The sequence below is a fragment of the uncultured Porphyromonas sp. genome, from assembly GCF_900541275.1.
Classification (GTDB): domain Bacteria; phylum Bacteroidota; class Bacteroidia; order Bacteroidales; family Porphyromonadaceae; genus Porphyromonas_A.
This window is the reverse complement of sequence record NZ_UQJH01000011.1, coordinates 1-20,448: the sequence shown is the minus strand read 5'-3', so window position 1 is coordinate 20,448 and position 20,448 is coordinate 1. Positions and strand designations below refer to the sequence as shown.

The following is a 20,448-nucleotide window of genomic DNA, read 5'->3' as shown; positions in this document are numbered from 1 at the left end:
ACGACATAATCAGATCATGAATAAATCACTACATATACTTGCATCGCTCCTCACAGTACTCCTCTGTTGCTTCGGATGTACGCCTGAGAGCTTAGAGAAAGAGCCGACCATGCTCGAGCTCGATAAGCCGGAAGTACGACTCACCAAGGACAAGGGCGAGATGGTCGTCAGCGTGCAGACCAATGAGGAGTCTGTCGTAGCCATCAGCAATAGAGACTGGATCACCGCAGTACCTGAGGGGAAGTCCGTCAAGCTGGTCTATGATGAGAATAAGGTGATCGGCCAGCGTGATGCCGTCGTGCTCGTGCAGGCGGGAGACTTAGTCAAGGCTCTTAAGGTGACTCAGGAGGGCAACGCCCTCGATGTGACCACCGTCCCCGAGGCGATCGTACTGGAGCCGTGGGACAGCGAGGTCACCATCAGTGTCCGCGTCAATGGTGAGGGCTGGACCTGCACCTCAGCCACCGACTGGATCCAGGTCACCTCTCTCCCGTGGAAGAAGGAGGTGATCCTCCGCGCCGATGCCAATAAGAGTGGCGGCGCACGTCAGAGCGAGATCATCTTCCAGGTAGAGGGAGAGGCCGGCACCGTAGCGGTCACTGTGAAGCAGAAGGAGTGGCCACTCTTCCTCCTGCCCTACATTGACTTTGAGTACGGCACCATGAGCCTCATCTCACGCTTCGAGATGGAGCGCAGGAGCATGATCAAGCAGACGCTCACCGGCTCTGTCACCTTCACGACCACCAGCCCGATGATGAGCCAGATAGCCTACTCCTTCTCCACCAAGGGTGTGATGACGGCCGCACAGGCTTACATCGCCGCCGACTACACGACCACCGATAAGGATGGCGAGACGATGATCACCGAGGAGGCGATGCATGTCATCGACTCCGCGCTCCTCGCTGAGGGCTTCACGGAGAAGCAGGGCAAGCTGCGCTACTTCAATCCCAGCAATCGCGTCGTAGCCTCCATCAAGGATCACACCTACGACCCCAATATCGAGTACATCTACATCCCGAAGCAGCCGCAGGCTTACAAGACCTTCGACAAGATCCCCTACATCCCCGTTGCATTCGGTGCCGACTACGACGAGGTAAAGAAATACGAGCAGGAGAATGGCGGTGTCTACAACCCTGATGGCGATCAGTACGATGATGCCCATAACATCTGCTACTTCGAGTACAAGGTGCCCGGTAGCAAGCAGATCAAGTCGCGCAACTACTACCTCAGCTGGGATGCCTCCAAGCAGAAGGTCGGTGTCCTGCTCGCTACCTTCCAGGAGTGGTCTGATATCAATCTGGTCTACTGGGAGTACAATGGTCGCCTTAATATCACTGAGGAGTTCCTTGCCCTATGTGAGAAGGATGGATTCAAGTACAACGGCAAGACCTCTGACGGCAAGATGGACGTCTTTGTCAATGCCTCTAAGGGTGTCCAGATGAGGACCCAATTTGCCCACTTCAACGGCGAGGATGATCCGTCACTCGTCATCATGATGCTGCCCTACGTGCCCTCCAATACGCAGACGAGCGCTCTCGACCATAAGATGACTCAGATGAAGAAGCTATGGAAATGAGAAAAAAGCCAAGTATGGGGCTCTTAGCCCTCCTCATTGCCCTCGGACTCGGTCTTGCCGCCTGCTCCGACAGGACGGCACTCGACCCTGAGGAGCCTGAGCAGTCTGCCGAGGTCGATCCGGCAGGTCAGGGGGCGACCGTCCCCGGTCTCGTCCGCGTCCGACTGACGCCCGACCTGGCCGACAAGATCGGTACCCGCGCCCTCCGTGCTGATGATCCTGCGCTGCGGAGCTGTGATGCGCCCATGAGCGATCTCCTCCGGAGTATCGGTGCTCGCGAGGTGAGGCCGGTCTTCATCATGGAGCCTGCCTATGAGAAGCGTATGCGCCGGGCGGGACTCCACCTCTGGTACGACATTATCCTCGATGAGAGTGCCGGTGAGAGTACCACGCTCCGCTCTGCGTCTGAGGTCGCTGATCTCCCCGGAGTGGATCTGGTGGAGCAGGTGCCTCTCTATCGGACGATGGATGAGCCGGTATTCTTCCCCCTCAGAGCCTATAGCTTTGACTCAGAGCGGAATGAGAATGATGTGATGCCCTTCAACGACCCCTACCTCCGCAAGCAGTGGCACTACCACAATACGGGATCGGGGCTCAAGTCTCTCAAGGGGGCTGATCTCAACCTCTTTGAGGCGTGGAAGCAGGAGACCGGAGACCCCTCCGTCATCGTCGCTGTCATCGATGGTGGTGTCTACTACGAGCATGAGGACCTCGCGCAGAATATCTGGGTCAATCCCAATCCCGGGCAGGGCGGGTACAATGGCGATATCCACGGGTACAACTTTGCCGACGAGGATGCCAATATCGCGTACGATGCCCACGGCACGCACGTGGCAGGTGTGATCGCTGCGGTGAATAATAATGGCATCGGTGTCTGCGGTGTCGCTGGTGGTAATGGCAGTCCCGACTCCGGTGTACGGATTATGGTCTGCGATGCCTTTGGACGAAAGAATGGGCAGGCCTTTGAGCGCGCCTTTGTCTACGCTGCCAATCACGGCGCCGTCATTGCGCAGAATTCCTGGGGTGGCTCCAAGTTTATGTCCCCCTCTCTCAAGAAAGCGATCGACTACTTCATCGACTATGCCGGCTGCGATAATGATGGCAATCAGCTGCCCGACTCTCCGATGAAGGGTGGGGTGGTACTCTTTGCCGCCGGTAATGAGTCCTCGGACGATATGTCCTACCCGGCCGCTTACGGTCCGGTGGTGACCATATCCGCCATGGCTCCCGACTGGAAGAAGGCGTACTACACCAATCGTGGCGAGTGGATCAACCTGATGTGCCCCGGTGGTGACCTCCACTATCCCGGTGGACAGATCTACAGCACCTCGGTACAGAAGAAGGTGGACGAGCAGACGGGGAATATCCTCGCTGCTCAGAGCTACTACGAATTCATGCAGGGGACCTCGATGGCCTGTCCTCACGCCAGCGGTGTGACCGGACTGATCGTCTCCAAGTATGGCGGACGTGGCTTCACGAATGCTGACTGTAAGCGTCGTCTCCTCTCTGCCCTCCGCCCGTCGGACATCAATGAGTACAATCCGGGATTTGAGGGCATCCTCGGTGCCGGATACCTCGATGCCGCTCGTGCGCTCGACAGCGACTCCTCCAAGGCTCCTGCACAGGTCAAGGACGTAAAGGCAGAGCCGGGATATACCGACCTGACCATCACCTTCCCTGCCGTGGCAGACCCTGATGACCGTACCGCAAGCTACTACGTCATCTACTACAGCGATAAGGAGCCCCTCACCGCCTCTACCTACAAGAGTGCAAAGTCTACCAAGGTCTTCGGACTGAAGTATAATGTGGGCGATAAGGTCTCCTATACCAGCCACAACCTCTCGATCCATCAGAGCTACCACTATGCCATAGTGGCGGTAGACCGCTGGGGCAATGAGGCAGCACCCACCTTCTTCTCCTCCTCTACGCTCGACAATGCCGCTCCTGTGGTGACCGTAGAGGGACCTAAGGAGATCCGCCTCGCCGGCAGTGAGACAGCTCGGCTGCTCCTCAAGGTAGCCGACCCCGAGGGTCACACCTGGTCCTATACCATGAAGGGTGATCTCCTCGGCATCTCGGCCAATAGAGAGGAGGAGACGATCCTCGTCGATCTCTCGGCAAGAGGCTCCGTAGGGAAGCACGACTTCTCTGTGGTCGTGAGGGACCAGTATGGCGCTGAGACGGAGGTGAAGATCTCCTACGAGGTCTACCTCAACTCCGCCCCCGTGCTCTCCAAGCCGATCACGCTCACCTATCTCCCGATAGGCCGTGAGCAGACCATCTCTCTCGGAGACTTCATCACCGACCCCGATGGGCATAAGCTGACCTACGCCGTCACCTCCTCAGCGGATCAGGTCGTCGCAGTGAAGCTGCATGATGGTGTGGTCACCCTCAAGGGACTCACCAAGGGTAGCTCCACGGTACAGATACATGCAGTCGATGAGCTGGGTGCTGAGCTCTATGTCAGTCTCAGCATCAAGGCAGTGCCTGACGATATAGTCTACCATGTATACCCGATCCCGACCTATGGTGACCTCAATGTCGTCCTATCGGGACAGATCGGTAGCGCCACCATCTCCGTCATCGCCGGCAATGGGTCGGTAGTCTACAAGGAGGCTGTCAGCGGCATCACGGGTGAGGGGAGTACCCACAAGATGGATCTCTCCAAGCTCGCCGGTGGCAAGTACCTGCTCCAGGTGGAGGGTAATAATGGTCTGAAGTATACCCGATACTTCGTGAAGTACTAATTGACTCATACCCTATGTATATCATGAAACCAATATACGTCATTGCTCTCCTCCTCGCTGGGATCACTCTCACCGCATCCGCCCAGGACTCAGGGACGCTACCCGTGCTCTCGCAAAATCCTGATGCACTCTCTGCCGCCATGGGACAGACGGGCGGTAGCACCCTCTCCGGAGGGCACTATATCTACTCAGCACCCGGGGCAGTATTTGACCGGAGTGAGCGCTTCTCGCTCTCCTACACCGGCATCATCGGTACGGGACATGACTCGATGTGGTCGGGGAGTGGATTTTACAACGCCGTCACCGGGAGCTGGAGATTTCGCGACAAGCATGCCGTGATCGCAGGCTTCCGCTACCTCGGCGGGGGAAGTGTCCTCACGTCGACGGAGAGCGGGGATGGTCGCGAGATACACCCGATGGACATCACCGCTGACCTCGGCTATGCCCTTCGCATCAACAATCACTGGAGAGCCTACGTGGTGGGACACTTCGTTGAGTCGTACATCGGTAAGATCGCTCTCACCGGTGGTGGGTCGCTCGGTGCCACCTACGGCAGCCGGCTCTCCTCTGTACCCCTCGGGTACACCCTCGGAGCCTCTCTCCGTAATTTCGGTGGAGCGGTACTCTACGGCAAGAAGAGTGGCAAGTACTCTATGCCCGGCTCCGTCACCCTCGCCGGTGACCTGCGCTATGGGCTCACCTCGGAGTGGACGCTGCTCGCTGCGGTGACGGGGGACTACCTTGTCCAGCCCGCCTCTGCTAAGCAGTACGCTGTCGGTATCGGACTGGGTGTAGCATTCCTGGATGTGATGAGCTTCCAGCTCGGTGGCACCATACTGCCCGGTCGGTACTACCTCACCGGAGGTCTCTGCTGCCAGCCGACCCGCAATGTCTCCTTAGGTCTATCCTGTAGGGTAGCCCCGCAACAGCGGGAGACCAATCACCTCGCCCTATCTGTAGGCTGTCACTTCTGAGCACTGCAGCATAGAGTCTCTAAGCAACCCCGGCTCTCAGCATAGGGTGACTGTGCACCGGAGCCACAGCTATAGCGGTATTAGTCTCGAGGCTAATACCGCTATTAGCTTGATCATCTCACACCGGAGTAATACGCTGATCCGATGAGAGCAAAAAAAGAGAGGTCCCCCGCAGGCATTTCTATCCTGCGGGGGACCTCTGTACCGGGGCTCTCTGTCCCGGTGGTGGGAGTTTACTTATCGGACTGCTCTGTCCTCGCCTTCTCGCGGAGGAGCTTATGCCGGCGCTGGGTAGGCGTCATATCGTACTGACGGCGGCAGAAGACGGTGAAGTGGCTCGGGGAGGAGAAACCAAATTCCTTGATGATCTCCGAGAAGGGCACCGCGGGATCGGCGAGCTGACGATCAATATACTTCGCCTTCTCCTGTAGCATCCAGGTGTAGGGGGGGACATTGAAGGTCTCCTGAAATCTCTTCTTGAAGACCCGCACCGGCATCCCTCTCTGGTCGGCAAGATCCTGGACGGTCTTGGCGCGGAGGAAGTTTTGGACCACAAACTCCTTGAAGTCGATCTCCTGGTGGAGCAGCGGGGCGAGGAGCCATGCGATCTGCTCCCGGTCGTAGAAGGCGCCGAGGAAAAAGAAGAGCTCCTTGAGCTTCGACTCGTAGATGTTGATGCAATTGAGCTGGTGACTATTCATGTAGAGCATGCTGTCGAGCACCATCTTGATCGACTCGTGTGTAGGGAGCGAGATGAAGACATGCGACGTGGGTGCCTTGTCCTTGAGCCGAGCGATGGAGTAATTGTCGCAGAGTTGCGAGGGCTTGCTGAAGAAGAATGTGTGGACCTTTGTCTCTTTGCCATCGCCATAGATGGTGACGGTGCGCTGCGTGCCTAAGAAGAGGAAGTGATCCCCCCGGCAGGCGTGCCGCTCTGTCTCATCTCTATAGCTGTAGGATGAGGTGCGCGCCTCCACGAAGACAAACATGAAGTGCTTCTCGCTGTCGATGGTCAACTCCTCGCCCCGCTCGAGAGTATAGGTACTGAGCGGGCAGCGTAGTGCGCATGCGTAGTAGTGACAATTGAGGTGTCGATCGAGGTCGACAACATCTTTCTTATTATTGGTAATCATTCCTTCTCCATTACTCTAAATATCAGTACCCTCCGAGGAGTCCTCTGTCTTGCAGAAAGTTTTACAAAGTTAGAGCTTTTCTATCAAAGGAGCAAGCAAAATGCAAAAGGAAGATTGTACAATCCACATTTAGCCCCTCGGCTGATTTTTGCCCAATTATGTAGGGATCTCGGTGGTAGGGACACAATAAAAGGTGCACGCCACAATACTCTGTGACGTGCACCCATAGGCTTGCGGAGAGTGAGGGATTCGAACCCCCGGTAGCTTGCACTACAACGGATTTCGAATCCGCCGCATTCGTCCACTCTGCCAACTCTCCTCAGATGTGTGGCAAAGGTACGATATTTTTCTCTTAGAATCCGAACTGCACCTGCGTCCTGATGTGATGCACCGGTCCGAAGCCCGCCTCAGAACCCAGGGTGCCGGGGACGCGGTACTCGAGCTGCCAGCGGCACTTCTTGGCAAACCATCTCTGGATGCCCACCGTGCCGGTGAGGAGGCTCTCGCTTGCGCTCCGGTCGGTCCTGAGCCAGTCGACCGCACCATAGAGCTCGAAGCTCTTCGGCAGGTGCCCCACAGCCATGAGGTAGGCTCCGTCACCGGTCGTCTCTCCGGTCTTTGCGATGAGGTACTCGGCGGAGAGGGTGACGGGGCGGTAGTCGAGGGTGAGACCGACACTGGCGCTACTGCGCTTGTAGGCGTCTCCCGCCTGGATCTCTCCCCTCGCACCCATAGCGTGCATCTCGCCACCGAGGTAGGAGGTGTGGAGGGTGATACCATGGTAGGGGCGGACGTAGAGCGCCCCGCCATACATCTTGGTGGTGCCGAGATCGAGGGTATTCATCCCCTGACCATTCATCACGGCGAGCTTGTAGGTGAGGATCTTGCCCCAGAGGTCGCCCGACAGCTCGAACCCGATGTCTCGCCCGGAGGTGCCGCGGTAGAGCGGGTCACCGCTCACGCCGGCAAAGTAGCAGGTGGGGGTGGTCCAGCCGGAGGTGAGAGGGAGTAAGGAGGGGGGGATCTGATTCTCCATACCGAAGGGGGTCTTCATCTCCCCGATGCGGACCCTGAGCTGGGGCATGAGGGTATACTGTAGCCAGAGCTCCTTGAGCTTCGCCGGGCTGTGGAGCTGGACGAGGATGCCCATACTCCAGCGGTCGGTGATCTGACCCTTGGCGACGAGGTTGATCTTATTGATGGCAAAGGTATTGGTCCCGTGGACATTGGGACCGAAGGCAGCATCGTAATAGGTCTGCCCCCACCCGGTGACGGTGATATGGTCACGGAGCTCGCCGGAGCCCTGAGCGGTGGCAGTGAGTGCGAGACCGCTGATGGTGAGTAGGGTAAGGAGTATTTTCCTCATGATTATTGATGAAAAGGGTTTAGATTGTCTTGACTAAGTCGTCCATGCTCTTCCGCTTGCGGGTCGGCCGAGTGGCGTCGGGTAGGGGATAGCCGAGAGCGAGGAGGGCGACGGGTGTCTCCCTGCCCTTCTCCAGCCCCATATCCCGGGCGCAGAGAGGTCGGTCAAAGGCATTGATCCAGACGGAGCCGATCCCGAGGTCCTCCGCCTGGAGCTGCATGTAGGCGATCGCAATGGCGGTGTCGGTGTAGAGGGAGTTATTTTCCTTATCCGGATAGACGTAGGCTGCGGCATCCTCCCCCACGATCAGGAGCACCTCGCGTGCGGTGCGGAAGTGGGCTCTATTGTACCACTGCTCTGCACGCTCGCGCATCTCTCGGCTACGGATCCGGTAGATGCGGAAGGGCTGATTATTGCACGCTGTGGGGGCCTGCACCGCCGCATCGAGGATCAGCTGCATATCCTCCTCCGGTATATCGCGTGTCGTATCGCACTGACGGACGCTGTAGCGCTCCATCACTAAGTCTCTGAAGTCCATTTGTCTCTGCTCTATGGAGTGATCTCCCCCTCTTCCACCGGGTGGGGGAGTGACCCTCGGATGCAAAAGTACCTAAATTCGGGCGCTTCCGTTTTTACGACAATTATGTATCTTGCTCTACCAACAATTAAGTCACTTCGCGCTAATGGATAAGGATAGTACTACCACCTTTAGAGGCAATGACCGGATCCTCTTCGGATTTATATGCGGTCTCCTCTCCTTCTGGCTCTTTGCCATGACGCTCCTCAATGTGAGGGGCGAGATGAATGCTGACCTGGGGCTCTCCCCCTCGCTGCTCAATCTCGCCGTCTCCGTCACCTCCCTCGTCTGCGGGATCCTGATCGTGCTCATCGGTGGTCTCGGGGATCGCCTGGGGCACACACGGATGACCCGCCTCGGGCTGATCCTGGCGATCGTGGGGGCGGTGCTCATCGCCCTGACGCCCGGTCACTCACCGCTCACGGCACCGATACTGCTGCTGGGGCGTATCTGTCAGGGGCTGAGCGGCGCCTGCGTGATGCCCTCGACGCTGGCACTGCTACGGGTATTCTGGGACGAGAAGGGGCGACAGCGGGCGATCAGCCTGTGGAGTATGGGTACCTGGGGCGGTACTGCATTTAGCTCCCTACTCGGGGGATATATGACTCAGTGGCTCAGCTGGAGGTGGATCTTTTGGCTCGCTGCGGCGGTGGCTCTCCTCGGGCTTTTCCTCATCCGGACCCTGCCTTACTACCGCCCGGGGAGTGACGCGAAGGGCGGGCGGGACATCCCCGGCATTGCCACGCTGATCCTCGGCATCGTCAGCCTGCAGCTCTATGTGACGGAGGGTCCGCAGTGGGGCTGGGTGGATGTCAAGTCTCTTGGCCTGCTCCTCACGGCGACGATCTTCATCCTCCTCTTCATCGGCATTGAGCGGGGTGCCAAGCACCCCTTCCTCGACCTCCGAGTCTTCCGAAACCCGGTCTACAGCGGCGCCACGGTGGCTAATTTTCTCCTCAATGCCTCCACCGGCATCATCATCATCGTCAGCAGTCTCCTGCAGCTGGCCTCCGGTGTGCCGGTGGACTAGGTGGGGCTGATGTCGATCGGCTACGGCGTGTCGATCCTGCTCTTCATCCGTGTCGGGGAGAAGCTGATGCAGCGCTATGGTGCGCGACTCCCTATGCTCCTCTCCTGTGGCACGGTCGCAATGGCCCTCTGTCTGCTCCTCCCGACAAATGTGATGGCAGGTACCTATATGACGCTTGTCGTGATCGCCTACTCGCTCTTCGGTGCCGGGCTGGGGCTCTTTGCCACCGCCTCTACCGACTCGGCTTTGGCTACGCTGCCGGAGAGCCGCACGGGGATCGGCTCGGGGATCTTCAAGATGGCTTCCTCGCTCGGCAGCTCCTTTGGCATTGCCATCTCGACCGCAATCTTCCAGGACATCGCCTACTCCGCTGAGCCGGTCACTCTCCTCAGCGAGGTGGTCACCTTTGTCGGGCGACAAGACAATGTCACGATCCGTCAGGGAGCGATGGCCGCTTATCTCTACAATCTCATCATCATCGTCATCTCCTTTGCCGTCATCTACTACTCCATCCCCAAGAGCCAGGGCAAGACAACGGTAGCGAGCAAGTAGCAAGGGAGAATTACTCCGCACTGTGCGAAGAGAGATACCGAATCAGTATATCCGAGTCCGTATCGGCTCTGTCCGGGGGCAGAAGATATGAGCTATCGGCTATTTTGTCAAATCCTCCCCCTCCGCTCAAAACATACTCTGACAGAGCCATAGTGTACTCCTTGTTCTCCTCCAATGGTGCTCCGTCCACTCGGATGATTAGCTCCTCATTGGATCTGTCTATCTCCACGCCCGAGAGTGCGACATCGTCTCCGTCTATTATCGCTTTCTCAAGGAGCCTCCGGACGGAGTACCCGGGGAGTCTGACGGGTATGATGCGATTCTCGTAGGGAAGGATGGAGTACACGTCTCTCAGGGTGATGTCTCCACTCCTCAGGTCTGCACGGATGCCACCACTCTGTACTAGGGCGATGTCTGTCCCATAATGCTCTCTGAAGGCCTTAGCCACCAGCTCCCCCGTCCGTCGTCGTGTACAAATGCGGTCCTGAGGCAGTGTGGTAAGCCGGACTCCCAGTCGGGACTCGATCTCTTCATCGATTGCCCGGACACGATTCTCCAGACGCTCGTCCGGTCTTACTGACGGACTGATGGGATGTACTGAGAGAGCGTGACTACCACCCTTACTGCGCAGCGTCACCTCGACGAGGTGACCCATATTGCCGCAGCCATCGACGATCATTTTATCTCCCACGAAGTGTACGTTGGTGATGTACTGGGAGGTCTCCTCGCCCAGTATGAGATCGATCTGAGGACACTCCCGCAGGAGCTGCTCATTGAGCTCGCTATTCATCTGCGTCAGTGCGATGATGTAGTCTGCTCCGGACAGATGGCCTACGGCATCCCGGGCGCAGTCTATGATGTCTCTCTGAGTGATCCCTGAGTGGGGCGAGGAAGTATTCACCTTATCGACCAGCCCCATAATGCCGATGCTGAGGTCTCCGATCCTGTGAATGGTGAATGGGACACTGCCACTGATGGTACCACCCTCCCTGGTCATAGTATTGCTGCTTATCCACGTAAACCTCGCCCGATGAGTCAGTGCCAGCGTGTTGTCGATGCCGTAGTCAAAGTCGTGCTGACCATAGTTGGCGTAGTCGACACCGATCTCACTGAGGAAGTCTACCATTATGCTCCCTCTGTACAGCTTTCCGGCGAGGGTGCCACCGCCCAGATCTCCCCCAAATAGTAGTAGGGCATCAGGAGAGGACTGTCTGATGGAGTCCACGACTGTCTTCATCCGGGAGACACCTCCGAGTAATCCCCCCTCTGTGGAGACCATATCCGGCTCATGGGCGTCATTGAAGTACAGGATCTTCACTGCCTTCTCTTGCGCTGATAGAGCAGTACAGTTAGCTATCAGTGTTAAGATAAGAACTAAGTATTTTCTCATAGTGCTGCTTAAAAATGATTATCCCACGCCACCATCTCTCAGGAGGCGTGGGATAATGAAAGTATGTGTGTAACTAAGTGATCAGAAGTTCATCGTGGCAGAGAGAGACCAAGTGCGACCGTAGCCAAAGGCCACCTGGTTCTTCTTGTTGATTCCCTTCCAGTTGTTCTCTTCCTTGGCATCAGCAGCGTAGTTATTGAAACCGCGTGCGATGTACTTAGTGTCAAGAATATTGTTGACGTTGAGCCTGAAAGAGAGTCCCTTCACAGCACTTGTGTCACTGAATCTGAGTCGGTACGATACGCCTCCGTCCAAAGTGCTGTACGCAGGCATCTTCAGGTTGGTTGTACCCTCCTTTTTGAAGTCTGTTGCATTAATAGCAGAGTAGTTCCGGTCGTTGTAATACCAGTTCAGGTCTGCACTCAGCCCTTTGTAAATACGTGCCTTGGCACCAAGTCGGGTCTGGAATTGTGGAGCACCGCCGATCGGAATATTCTCGAGATACAGCTTCGGCTTCTCTCCCTGTACAGGACGATTGAGATCATCGTAGATATCAGCAATGGCGGTACTTCCGTACTTCCAGTTACCATATGAGATCATCCCGAAGATGTCGAGGAAGTGAGTCGGGTGAGCAGTCACCTCAAGCTCGACACCACTGTGAACCTGATCCACGTAGGTGCGCGCCTGCCTTCTATCCTCACCTATATTTGCGCTAAAGGACTGATACCTGTCTTTCCACTGTGTGAAGTACGCATTCAGGACAGCTCTGACGAGAGAGGAATTGAATATGTAGCCACCCTCAACACTTGTGATACCCTCGTTCTTGATACCCTCCTGCATCTCGTTGGCACGGGAAGTGTATGCATTAGGATAAAGGGATGAGAAGAAGGGCTGACGGGAGAAGTATCCGGCATTGATGAAAGCATTGTTGTGGGTGTCAAACTTCCAGTTGACTCCTCCCTTGATATTACCACCCCAGCGGTTAGTCCACTTGGTCCACTGCTCAGCGGTAGGCACCTCGAAGTACTCGTGACGCTTATAAAACTGACTGGAGACTGACCCCTGTACAAATGCCGAGATATGCTCGTTATTATACTCTGCCTGACCGAAAAGTCCGGTCCAGCCTACGTGGCTATCGTAGTTACGATTTACCTTCTGAGCATTTTGCATCTCTGAGATGGCCAGAGGATTGAGGCTTACCTCGTCTCCCACAAAGACGCCTGCGGAGTTCATGTCCACATTCTCGTAATACGCATCGGCACCCAGCAGGTCATTCACAACCCGGTAGTGCTTGCCGACATAGGTACGGAGGTCGACTCCGGCATTGAAAGTCCAGTTGTCTCCCACCTTTGCATCAAGGTTTGAGAGCAGACCATACCAGCTGTGGTTATTCATCGAGGAGCGAAGTACAGTACCCCCACCACGTTCTGTCACGACATGCTTGCCATTCCAGTAATGATTCTTACTGTCGAGATTTGTCCCGTCCCAGGCAGGTACGCTTTTCTTGATACCTTCTACGGTTTCTCCTCTATTTGCCTTGACGAGGTCATCCACCTTGATCAGACCGTTCTCGTCATCCGGGATTTTATAGTGTGGTGTCCCGAAGGTGCCGGTACCACCTCCAAAGCCCCATGATCCATAGAAAACCGTGGAGAGGGAGGTCTTATCGCTGATTTTCCAGTCCCAATTGAGATTCGCAACAGGCTTGTGATAGAAGTTTCTGGAGAAACTATACGGCTTTCCATCAAGGTATCCCCAGTTGGAGTTGTATCGGGTGCCGAATTTCTCGTAGGTGTAAATGCTCTCCCTAAAGCCCTGGTTATGCACCTGGGGTGCCCCGGTGGTAGTGAAGTTGAAGGAGTGCTTGTCATTGAGCTTATATCCAATGGACAAGAAGTAAGTCCCTCCATATCCGGGGGTGCAGTCGATGTATCCATCACCGCGCCAGTAGGAGACGAGAGCACTGATGGCCCACTGTCCCTGCAGCCCGGAGTCATAGCTGATGGATGATTTGAAGTATCCATCGTTACCGGTCACAAACTTAAGGCTTCCTCCCTGATCACGGTCAGCTGCCTTGGTGACAATATTAGTCGTACCACCGACGGAGGAGATCCCGATCTTGGAGGATCCGAGACCTCTCTGCTGCTGTACGACAGACGCTACGTCAGCGACGCCGGACCAATTGGACCAGTAGATACCACCCCACTCCATATCGTTGACCGGCTGACCATTGATCAGAACGAGTACATTGGCTTGGTCAAATCCTCGCACAGTGAAGTAGGCATCACCATACCCACTATTATTAATGGTGTGTACACTCGGGACACCCTTGAGTGCCTCGGGGAAGTCGAGGTTACCCATCTTCTCAGTCACCTGAGGGCCGGTGAGCGTCGTCGCGGCAATGGGTGTCTGCCGATCCTTGACGATGTCGATGAGACTATTCCCCACGACCACAACCTCGCCAAGGGTGCTGGCGTCCTCCGCCATCTCGATCCGTCCTAAGCTCCTCTTCTCCGGAGAGACTGTGATCTCTCTGGTCTTGTATCCTATGTAGGACACCACGATGACCCCCTTGCCATTGATGCTGATGGTGAAGTTGCCATCGATATCGGTGGAGGCACCATTAGAGGTTCCCTTCTCCAGGACGATGGCTCCCGGGATGCTCTCTCCTGATGTAAGATCCACGACCTTACCGGTGTAGCGCGTCTGTCCTATGGCCACTGCTTCAAGCAACAGAAGTGCCAAGACGGCAAAGATTGCTCTCGTTCTCATACGCAGAAATCTTAAATAAAGTATGTTGGTTGATTACTTCCTATCTTAGTCGCTTATAATTTGTGCAAAGATAGCTTTAAGGGGTGACATTTCTGTTACTTTTTCCATCTATGTGAGAAACCTCATCGGAGAAACCCACGGGGGCGTGCAAGACAACATTTCCTGCCCTAGTTGCACAACTCCTCGGTCTGTCGATCTGACAAAAAGGCACACTTATCCCGTCAGAAAAATGTCGTACCTTTGTCCTCGCGAGAGCCCGGGTGGCGGAATTGGTAGACGCGTTGGTCTCAAACACCAATGGAGTAACATCCGTACCGGTTCGATCCCGGTTCCGGGCACTTGAGGGTGAGTCTCCTTGGACTAAAGGGTCCGGGGAGGCTCGCTTTTTGCACTGATGTAGGTGGGTAGCTTTTTTTGGTACCTTTGTTAGAGTAAAATTGCAAGTAGGATATGTCACCATTTTCCATACTCCTTCTCCTCGTCTTAGGGGTGATCCTCTACTCCCTATGGCCCTTGATACGGCAGATAGCACGCATCAGTGCGGTGCATCGGCAGGTCAAGCGAGAGTACCGCCGCCGAGAGGAGGAGGCTCAGGAGCAGGCTGCTCGGGATGAGCGCGCTCAGAAGAGCAGTGCCGATATCCTGCGGGAGGCACAGCACGACCTCGGTGGAGGCAGCTATGTCGAGTATGAGGAGGTGGATGATGACACATCCGGCAACTCATGACACTACAATCACCAATCAATATAAATACAGTACACTATGAAGATGACTGACAGACTGATCGCCGCTATCAACGAGCAGATCAATAAGGAGCTCTACTCCGCCTATCTCTACCGCTCTATGGCTATGGATACAGCTGACCGCGCCCTCGATGGTGTGACCAAGTGGCTCAAGCTCCAGTCCCATGAGGAGGTCGCCCACGCTGAGGCGATGATCTCCTACCTCGAGGGACGTGGCGTGCGCCCCGAGCTGAAGCCGATCGCTGGGGTGCCCAATTCCTTCGGCACCCTCCGCGAGATCCTCACCCAGTCGCTCCACCATGAGCAGTCCATCACCAAGTCGATCGAGGAGATCGTCAAGATGGCCACTGAGGACCACGACTACGGAGTACGCGTCTTCTTCGAGAAGTTTGTCGTAGAGCAGGAGGAGGAAGAGGAGAACGCACAGCACAATCTCGACCGCCTCGATCTCATCGGCGATTGCGCTGTCGCCATCTTCGATCAGGAGATGGGTATGCGCGAGTAAGAGTAGCTCAGTAGACAAGCGTGAGGATGGGTGACCTACCTATCCTCACGCTTTTTTTTGATGAAATTGCGGAAAGAGATCTCTTATCGCAATTAGGGCACCTGCTGTCACAAAATTATGGGTACCTTTGGTCAAACACTAAAACCAAATCACAACACAATTATGAAATCAGATATCGAGATCGCCAGAGAGGCGAAGCTCAAGCCGATCCAGGAGATCGCTCAGTCACTTAATATCCCGGAGAAGGACTTCCTTCCCTATGGTCACTACATGGGTAAGATCAGCCTGGATGTCCTCAAGGAGAAGCAGCACGGTGCCGGGCACCTGATCCTCGTCACTGCGATCACGCCTACCAAGGCCGGTGTCGGCAAGACTACCGTCTCCATCGGACTCGCCCTGGGGATGAATCAGATCGGCAAGAAGGCGATCGTCGCTCTCCGCGAGCCCTCCCTCGGTCCGGTCTTTGGCGTCAAGGGTGGTGCCGCCGGTGGCGGCTACTCACAGGTGCTGCCGATGGATAAGATCAATCTCCACTTCACCGGAGACTTCCACGCCATCACCTCCGCCAATAACACCATCTCGGCTCTCGTCGACAACTACGCCTACCGCCACCGCAATGACGAAGATGGTCTCTCCAAGATCACCTGGAGGCGCGTGCTGGACGTCAACGATCGCAGTATCCGCCACATCATCACCGGCCTCGGGGATGGTAATGGTGAGGTGAGCGAGACGGGATTTGACATCACGCCCGCATCCGAGATCATGGCGATCCTCTGCCTCGCCAAGGACATAGATGACCTCCGTCGCCGGATCGACAATATCGTCGTCGGGTACAAGAAGGACGGCAGCCCCTTCACCGTGGGAGATATGAAGATCGGTGGAGCGATCACCGTCCTCCTGATGGACGCCCTCCAGCCCAATCTCGTCCAGACGACTGAGAATACCCCCGCCTTCATCCACGGTGGCCCCTTCGCCAATATCGCTCACGGCTGCAACTCCGTCATCGCAACCAAGATGGCGATCCACTATGGTGACTACGCCATCACGGAGGCAGGCTTCGGTGCTGACCTCGGCGCCGAGAAGTTCCTCGACATCGTCTGCCGTCAGAATGGTCTCCAGCCTGCCGCCACGATCCTTGTGGCCAGCGCCAAGTCCCTCAAGCTCCATGGTGGTGTCAAGGACGCTGACCTCAGCACGGAGAATGTGGAGGCACTGAAGAAGGGCTTCACCAATCTCGATCAGCACGTGGAGAATATGCGGAAGTTTGGTCAGAGCGTCGTCATCTGCATCAACCGCTTCCCCACCGACACCGAGGCTGAACTCGAGGCGATCCGCCTCCACTGCGAGGAGCTCGGCGTGCCCTTTGCCGTCAATAACGCCTTCGCTGAGGGCGGCAAGGGAGCGACAGAGCTGGCTCAGGTGGTCGTAGATACCATCGACAAGCACCCCTCCAAGCCCCTCACATTTGGCTACGATCTCGACAGCCCGGTCAAGGAGAAGATCGAGGCCCTCACGAGAGAGATCTACCGGGCAGATCGCGTGGTCTACGACAAGAAGGCGATCAAGGCGCTCAAGATGATCGACGAGCTGGGCTACGACAAGTTCCCCATCTGCATCGCCAAGACGCAGTACTCCTTCTCCGACGATGCCTCCCTCCTCGGGGCTCCGAGAGACTTCGAGATGCATGTCAATGACATCGTCGTCACCACTGGTGCTGAGATGATCGTCGTCATCATGGGCAGCATCATGCGCATGCCGGGACTCCCCAAGGTCCCCAATGCCGAGAAGATCGACATCGTCAATGGTGAGATCGATGGCCTGAGCTGATCGACCCTGTTATTAACTAGAGAGGGGGCTGTGCCTATGCGACACAGCCCCCTCTATATATGTAGATAAGGTGTATTCCATCACTGCCTATTGTAGAGCTTGTCAATCAAACTAGTGTGCTCGGCTTTTTGGTGGGCTGTCCGACAGCTAAGTTTTTGGTACCTTTGAGACGATAGATTATGACACATACAATCATTAGTATCCATATATGAAAGGACGCGTACTTATTATCGGTGCCGGTGGTGTCGGTACCGTCGTGGCTCAGAAGGTGGCCATGAATAGGGACATCTTCACCGACATCACCATCGCCAGTCGGACGAAGAGCACCATCGATGCCCTCGTGGCTAAGATTCCCGGTGGCAAGGACTTCATCAAGACCGCTCAGGTCGATGCGGACGATGTGGAGCAGCTCTGCGTGCTCATGGAGCGCGTACAGCCCGAGCTGGTGATCAATGTCGCCCTCCCGTACCAGGACCTCCCCATCATGGATGCCTGCCTCCGCTGCGGGGTCAATTACCTCGACACCGCCAACTACGAGCCCAAGGACGAGGCGAAGTATGAGTACAGCTGGCAGTGGGCGTATCAGGATCGCTTCAAGGAGGCAGGCCTCACCGCCATCCTCGGCTGCGGGTTTGACCCCGGTGTCTGCAGCGTCTACACCGCTTACGCTGCCAAGCACCACTTCGACGAGATCACCCACCTCGATATCGTCGACTGCAATGCGGGTGATCACCACAAGGCCTTTGCCACCAATTTCAATCCCGAGATCAATATCCGCGAGGTGACTCAGCACGGGCGCTACTACGAGGATGGCGAGTGGATCACCACCGAGCCACTCGAGATCCACAAGACGCTCACCTACCCTGAGGTCGGTCCCCGTGAGAGCTACCTGATGTACCACGAGGAGCTGGAGAGCTTGGTGAAGAACTACCCCTCCCTCCGCCGGGCGCGCTTCTGGATGACCTTTGGGCAGGAGTACCTGACCCACCTCCGTGTGATACAGAATATCGGCATGGCGGGCATCGAGCCGATCAAGTACAAGGGCATCGATATCATCCCGCTGCAGTTCCTCAAGGCAGTCCTCCCCGACCCCAAGGAGCTCGGGAGCGACTACACCGGCCAGACCTCTATCGGCTGCCGCATCCGAGGGCTGCGTGGCGGCGAGGAGCACACATACTACATCTACAATAATACCGACCACGCTGCGGCCTACAAGGAGACCGGTGCCCAGGGTGTAAGCTACACCACCGGCGTCCCAGCGACGACAGGCGCGATCATGTTCTTCAAGGGGCTCTGGAGCGGTCACGGAGTCTTCAATGTCGAGGAGTTTGACCCCGATCCCTTCCTCGAGGAGGTGGCTAAGCAGGGTCTCCCCTGGCACGAGCTGCACGACATCGATCTGGAGCTCTGAGGATTTTTTCATAGGAAAAGAATAAGTGACAAGCTATACTATGGCAGATAAGAAAGAGATGGGCGAGGACCAGAGCATCACCGAGGAGATCGAGGGCGCTGCCCCTAAGTCTCATCGCGTCGAGGCGGATCCCAATAAGCTCAAGGCTATGCAGGCGGCTCAGGCCAAGATCGAGAAGACCTTTGGCAAGGGCTCGCTGATGAATATGGCCTCTCAGGAAGTGCAGCCCATCGAGGCAATCCCCACCGGCTCCCTCACGCTGGACCTCGCACTCGGTGTCGGTGGCTATCCCCGTGGTCGCATCGTAGAGATCTACGGCCCGGAGTCCTCCGGTAAGACCACGCTGGCGATCCACGCCATTGCTGAGGCGCAGAAGCTCGGTGGTCTCGCTGCCTACATCGATGCAGAGCACGCCTTTGACCGCGTCTATGCCGAGGCCCTCGGCGTCGACCTCTCCCGCCTCTGGATCTCTCAGCCTGACGACGGTGAGCAGGCCCTCGATATTGCTGAGAACCTTATCCGCTCCTCCGCTGTCGACGTCGTCGTCATCGACTCCGTCGCTGCCCTCACCCCCAAGAGTGAGATCGATGGAGAGATGGGAGAGAATAAGCTCGGTCTCCAGGCCCGCCTCATGAGTCAGGCGCTCCGCAAGCTCGCTGCCCTCATCAGCAAGACCCGCACCTGCTGCATCTTCATCAATCAGCTCCGTGAGAAGATCGGTGGCTACGGCAATCCTGAGACCACCACCGGTGGCAACGCCCTTAAGTACTACGCCACCATCCGCATCGACATCCGCCGCAGTACAGCCCTCAAGGACGGCGAGGAGCAGGTGGGCAACCTCACCAAGGTCAAGGTGGCGAAGAATAAGGTCGCTCCACCCTTCCGTCGTGCAGAGTTTGACATCATGTACGGCAAGGGCATCGCCAAGTCCGGCGAGCTGGTCGACATCGCTGTCGATATGGGTATCATCGACAAGAGTGGCTCCTGGTACAGCTACGGAGATATGCGCATGGGCCAGGGACGCGAGGCGGCCAAGACTCTCCTGGAGGAGAATCCCGACCTCGCCGATGAGATCGAGGCCAAGATCAAGGCTCGTATCGCCGAGGACAACGCAAGCAAGGAATAGGTAGGAAAGGGCGTATTGACGGGTGCAGTTGGCATTTTCGCTGCTTAAATTCAAAAAGTTTGCTAACGAGATGTTTCATTCCTGTTAAGTAACAGATTTTGCCACCTTGATGTAAACGCCATTTTGTCGCACCTTTGCATCATTACAATCACAAGATGCGTAACCTAATCAATCTTTCTTACCTAACATCCTAATATTTTGTGGAACCTATAGTAAGGGTTGCACGGGAGTGCAACCCTTATTTTTCTCCACAGGAAAGAAAGGACCACACTATAGAGAGGGCAGATCCGTTGCAAGCGGGTCTGCCCTCTTTTTTTCCTAGTCCGCTCAGGTGGAAATCTAATACCGATATTAGAGACGACTAATATCGGTATTAGGCAACTCTAATATCGGTATTAGACAACCCTAATATCGGTATTAGTGGAGCGCTGATGGGAGGCGGGTCTTGAGCTTGGTCTACGGGAGGTCTGACTTTGGGTGAAATGTGTTTTTTTTCGTGTTGTAAGTCAGCGACTTGCGGGATCTTCGTAAAATATTTCCGAGAGAGGGCTTGCAGGAAGTAAGAAATGTTGTACCTTTGCACTCGCAAAGCCGAGAGGGATACGCTCCTGAGGCTCCGGCAGAGGTCGGGGTGAGCGGATCGGGAAAAAGAATTTTCCAAGTTGCTTGCAGGAATGAAAAACTTTCGTACCTTTGCACTCACATCACCGCCCGAGGGG

At 56.1% G+C, this 20,448-nt stretch carries 15 protein-coding genes and 2 tRNA genes; 11 read left to right on the top strand and 6 right to left on the bottom strand.

Annotated features, from left to right (window positions below):
• Nucleotides 1–16: 16 nt before the first annotated feature.
• Genes QZR17_RS05765 through QZR17_RS05755 form a run of 3 tightly spaced genes read left to right on the top strand, consistent with a single transcriptional unit; the run spans nt 17 to nt 5,297 of the window.
• Entirely contained in the window at nt 17–1,576 is a 1,560-nt protein-coding gene (locus QZR17_RS05765) for a BACON domain-containing protein (protein ID WP_296164454.1), read from the top strand.
• Nucleotides 1,573–4,323: a S8 family serine peptidase gene (locus QZR17_RS05760; RefSeq protein WP_297128795.1), complete on the top strand. Its 2,751-nt coding sequence runs from the start codon at nt 1,573–1,575 to the stop codon at nt 4,321–4,323. The genes QZR17_RS05765 and QZR17_RS05760 overlap by 4 nt, the downstream gene beginning before the upstream one ends.
• 23 nt (nt 4,324–4,346) lie before the next feature.
• The gene (locus QZR17_RS05755) at nt 4,347–5,297 is read left to right on the top strand and encodes a PorV/PorQ family protein (protein ID WP_297128792.1); all 951 of its coding nucleotides are present in this window, start codon (nt 4,347–4,349) and stop codon (nt 5,295–5,297) included.
• A gap of 233 nt (nt 5,298–5,530) precedes the next feature.
• On the opposite strand, the gene QZR17_RS05750 is transcribed toward QZR17_RS05755, so the two are convergent.
• From QZR17_RS05750 to QZR17_RS05735, 4 genes are all read right to left on the bottom strand, one after another.
• The gene (locus QZR17_RS05750) at nt 5,531–6,430 is read right to left on the bottom strand and encodes an AraC family transcriptional regulator (protein WP_297128789.1); all 900 of its coding nucleotides are present in this window, start codon (nt 6,428–6,430) and stop codon (nt 5,531–5,533) included.
• A 234-nt stretch (nt 6,431–6,664) separates the two neighbouring features.
• Nucleotides 6,665–6,749, bottom strand: a tRNA-Ser gene (locus tag QZR17_RS05745).
• Nucleotides 6,750–6,782: 33 nt separating this feature from the next.
• A complete protein-coding gene (locus tag QZR17_RS05740) occupies nt 6,783–7,796 on the bottom strand; it encodes a hypothetical protein (RefSeq protein WP_297128786.1) in 1,014 nt (337 codons plus the stop codon).
• 19 nt (nt 7,797–7,815) lie between these two features.
• Complete coding sequence (locus QZR17_RS05735) at nt 7,816–8,334, bottom strand: nitroreductase family protein (RefSeq protein WP_297128782.1); 519 nt, start codon at nt 8,332–8,334, stop codon at nt 7,816–7,818.
• 145 nt (nt 8,335–8,479) lie between these two features.
• On the opposite strand from QZR17_RS05735, the gene QZR17_RS05730 reads away from it, so the two are divergent.
• Both QZR17_RS05730 and QZR17_RS05725 read left to right on the top strand, forming a co-directional pair.
• Nucleotides 8,480–9,403, top strand: a complete 924-nt coding sequence (locus tag QZR17_RS05730) for an MFS transporter (protein WP_297128779.1) — start codon at nt 8,480–8,482, stop codon at nt 9,401–9,403.
• A gap of 9 nt (nt 9,404–9,412) precedes the next feature.
• The gene (locus tag QZR17_RS05725) at nt 9,413–9,955 is read left to right on the top strand and encodes an MFS transporter (RefSeq protein ID WP_297128776.1); all 543 of its coding nucleotides are present in this window, start codon (nt 9,413–9,415) and stop codon (nt 9,953–9,955) included.
• A 10-nt stretch (nt 9,956–9,965) separates the two neighbouring features.
• Here the strand turns inward: QZR17_RS05725 and QZR17_RS05720 are convergent, their stop codons facing one another.
• On the bottom strand, nt 9,966–11,273 hold the full coding sequence (locus QZR17_RS05720; RefSeq protein WP_297128774.1) for a 5'-nucleotidase C-terminal domain-containing protein: 1,308 nt from the start codon (nt 11,271–11,273) through the stop codon (nt 9,966–9,968).
• A 153-nt stretch (nt 11,274–11,426) separates the two neighbouring features.
• Complete coding sequence (locus QZR17_RS05715) at nt 11,427–14,117, bottom strand: carboxypeptidase-like regulatory domain-containing protein (RefSeq protein ID WP_296164731.1); 2,691 nt, start codon at nt 14,115–14,117, stop codon at nt 11,427–11,429.
• 254 nt (nt 14,118–14,371) lie between these two features.
• Here QZR17_RS05715 and QZR17_RS05710 point away from each other — a divergent pair.
• The 6 genes from QZR17_RS05710 to recA all read left to right on the top strand — a co-directional run bounded on the left by QZR17_RS05710 (nt 14,372) and on the right by recA (nt 19,729).
• Nucleotides 14,372–14,455: transfer RNA gene (locus QZR17_RS05710), tRNA-Leu, on the top strand.
• Nucleotides 14,456–14,567: 112 nt separating this feature from the next.
• Nucleotides 14,568–14,843, top strand: a complete 276-nt coding sequence (locus tag QZR17_RS05705; protein ID WP_296164898.1) for a hypothetical protein — start codon at nt 14,568–14,570, stop codon at nt 14,841–14,843.
• A gap of 36 nt (nt 14,844–14,879) precedes the next feature.
• Nucleotides 14,880–15,365 carry a ferritin gene (locus tag QZR17_RS05700; RefSeq protein WP_297128770.1) on the top strand — a complete coding sequence of 162 codons (486 nt, stop codon included), beginning with the start codon at nt 14,880–14,882 and terminating at the stop codon, nt 15,363–15,365.
• A 162-nt stretch (nt 15,366–15,527) separates the two neighbouring features.
• On the top strand, nt 15,528–17,192 hold the full coding sequence (locus QZR17_RS05695) for a formate--tetrahydrofolate ligase (protein WP_297128767.1): 1,665 nt from the start codon (nt 15,528–15,530) through the stop codon (nt 17,190–17,192).
• Nucleotides 17,193–17,400: 208 nt separating this feature from the next.
• Nucleotides 17,401–18,603 (top strand): saccharopine dehydrogenase family protein, encoded by a 1,203-nt coding sequence (locus QZR17_RS05690; protein WP_297128765.1) that lies wholly within the window; start codon nt 17,401–17,403, stop codon nt 18,601–18,603.
• Nucleotides 18,604–18,643: 40 nt separating this feature from the next.
• Complete coding sequence (gene recA, locus QZR17_RS05685; protein ID WP_296122175.1) at nt 18,644–19,729, top strand: recombinase RecA; 1,086 nt, start codon at nt 18,644–18,646, stop codon at nt 19,727–19,729.
• The last annotated feature ends 719 nt before the right edge of the window (nt 19,730–20,448 follow it).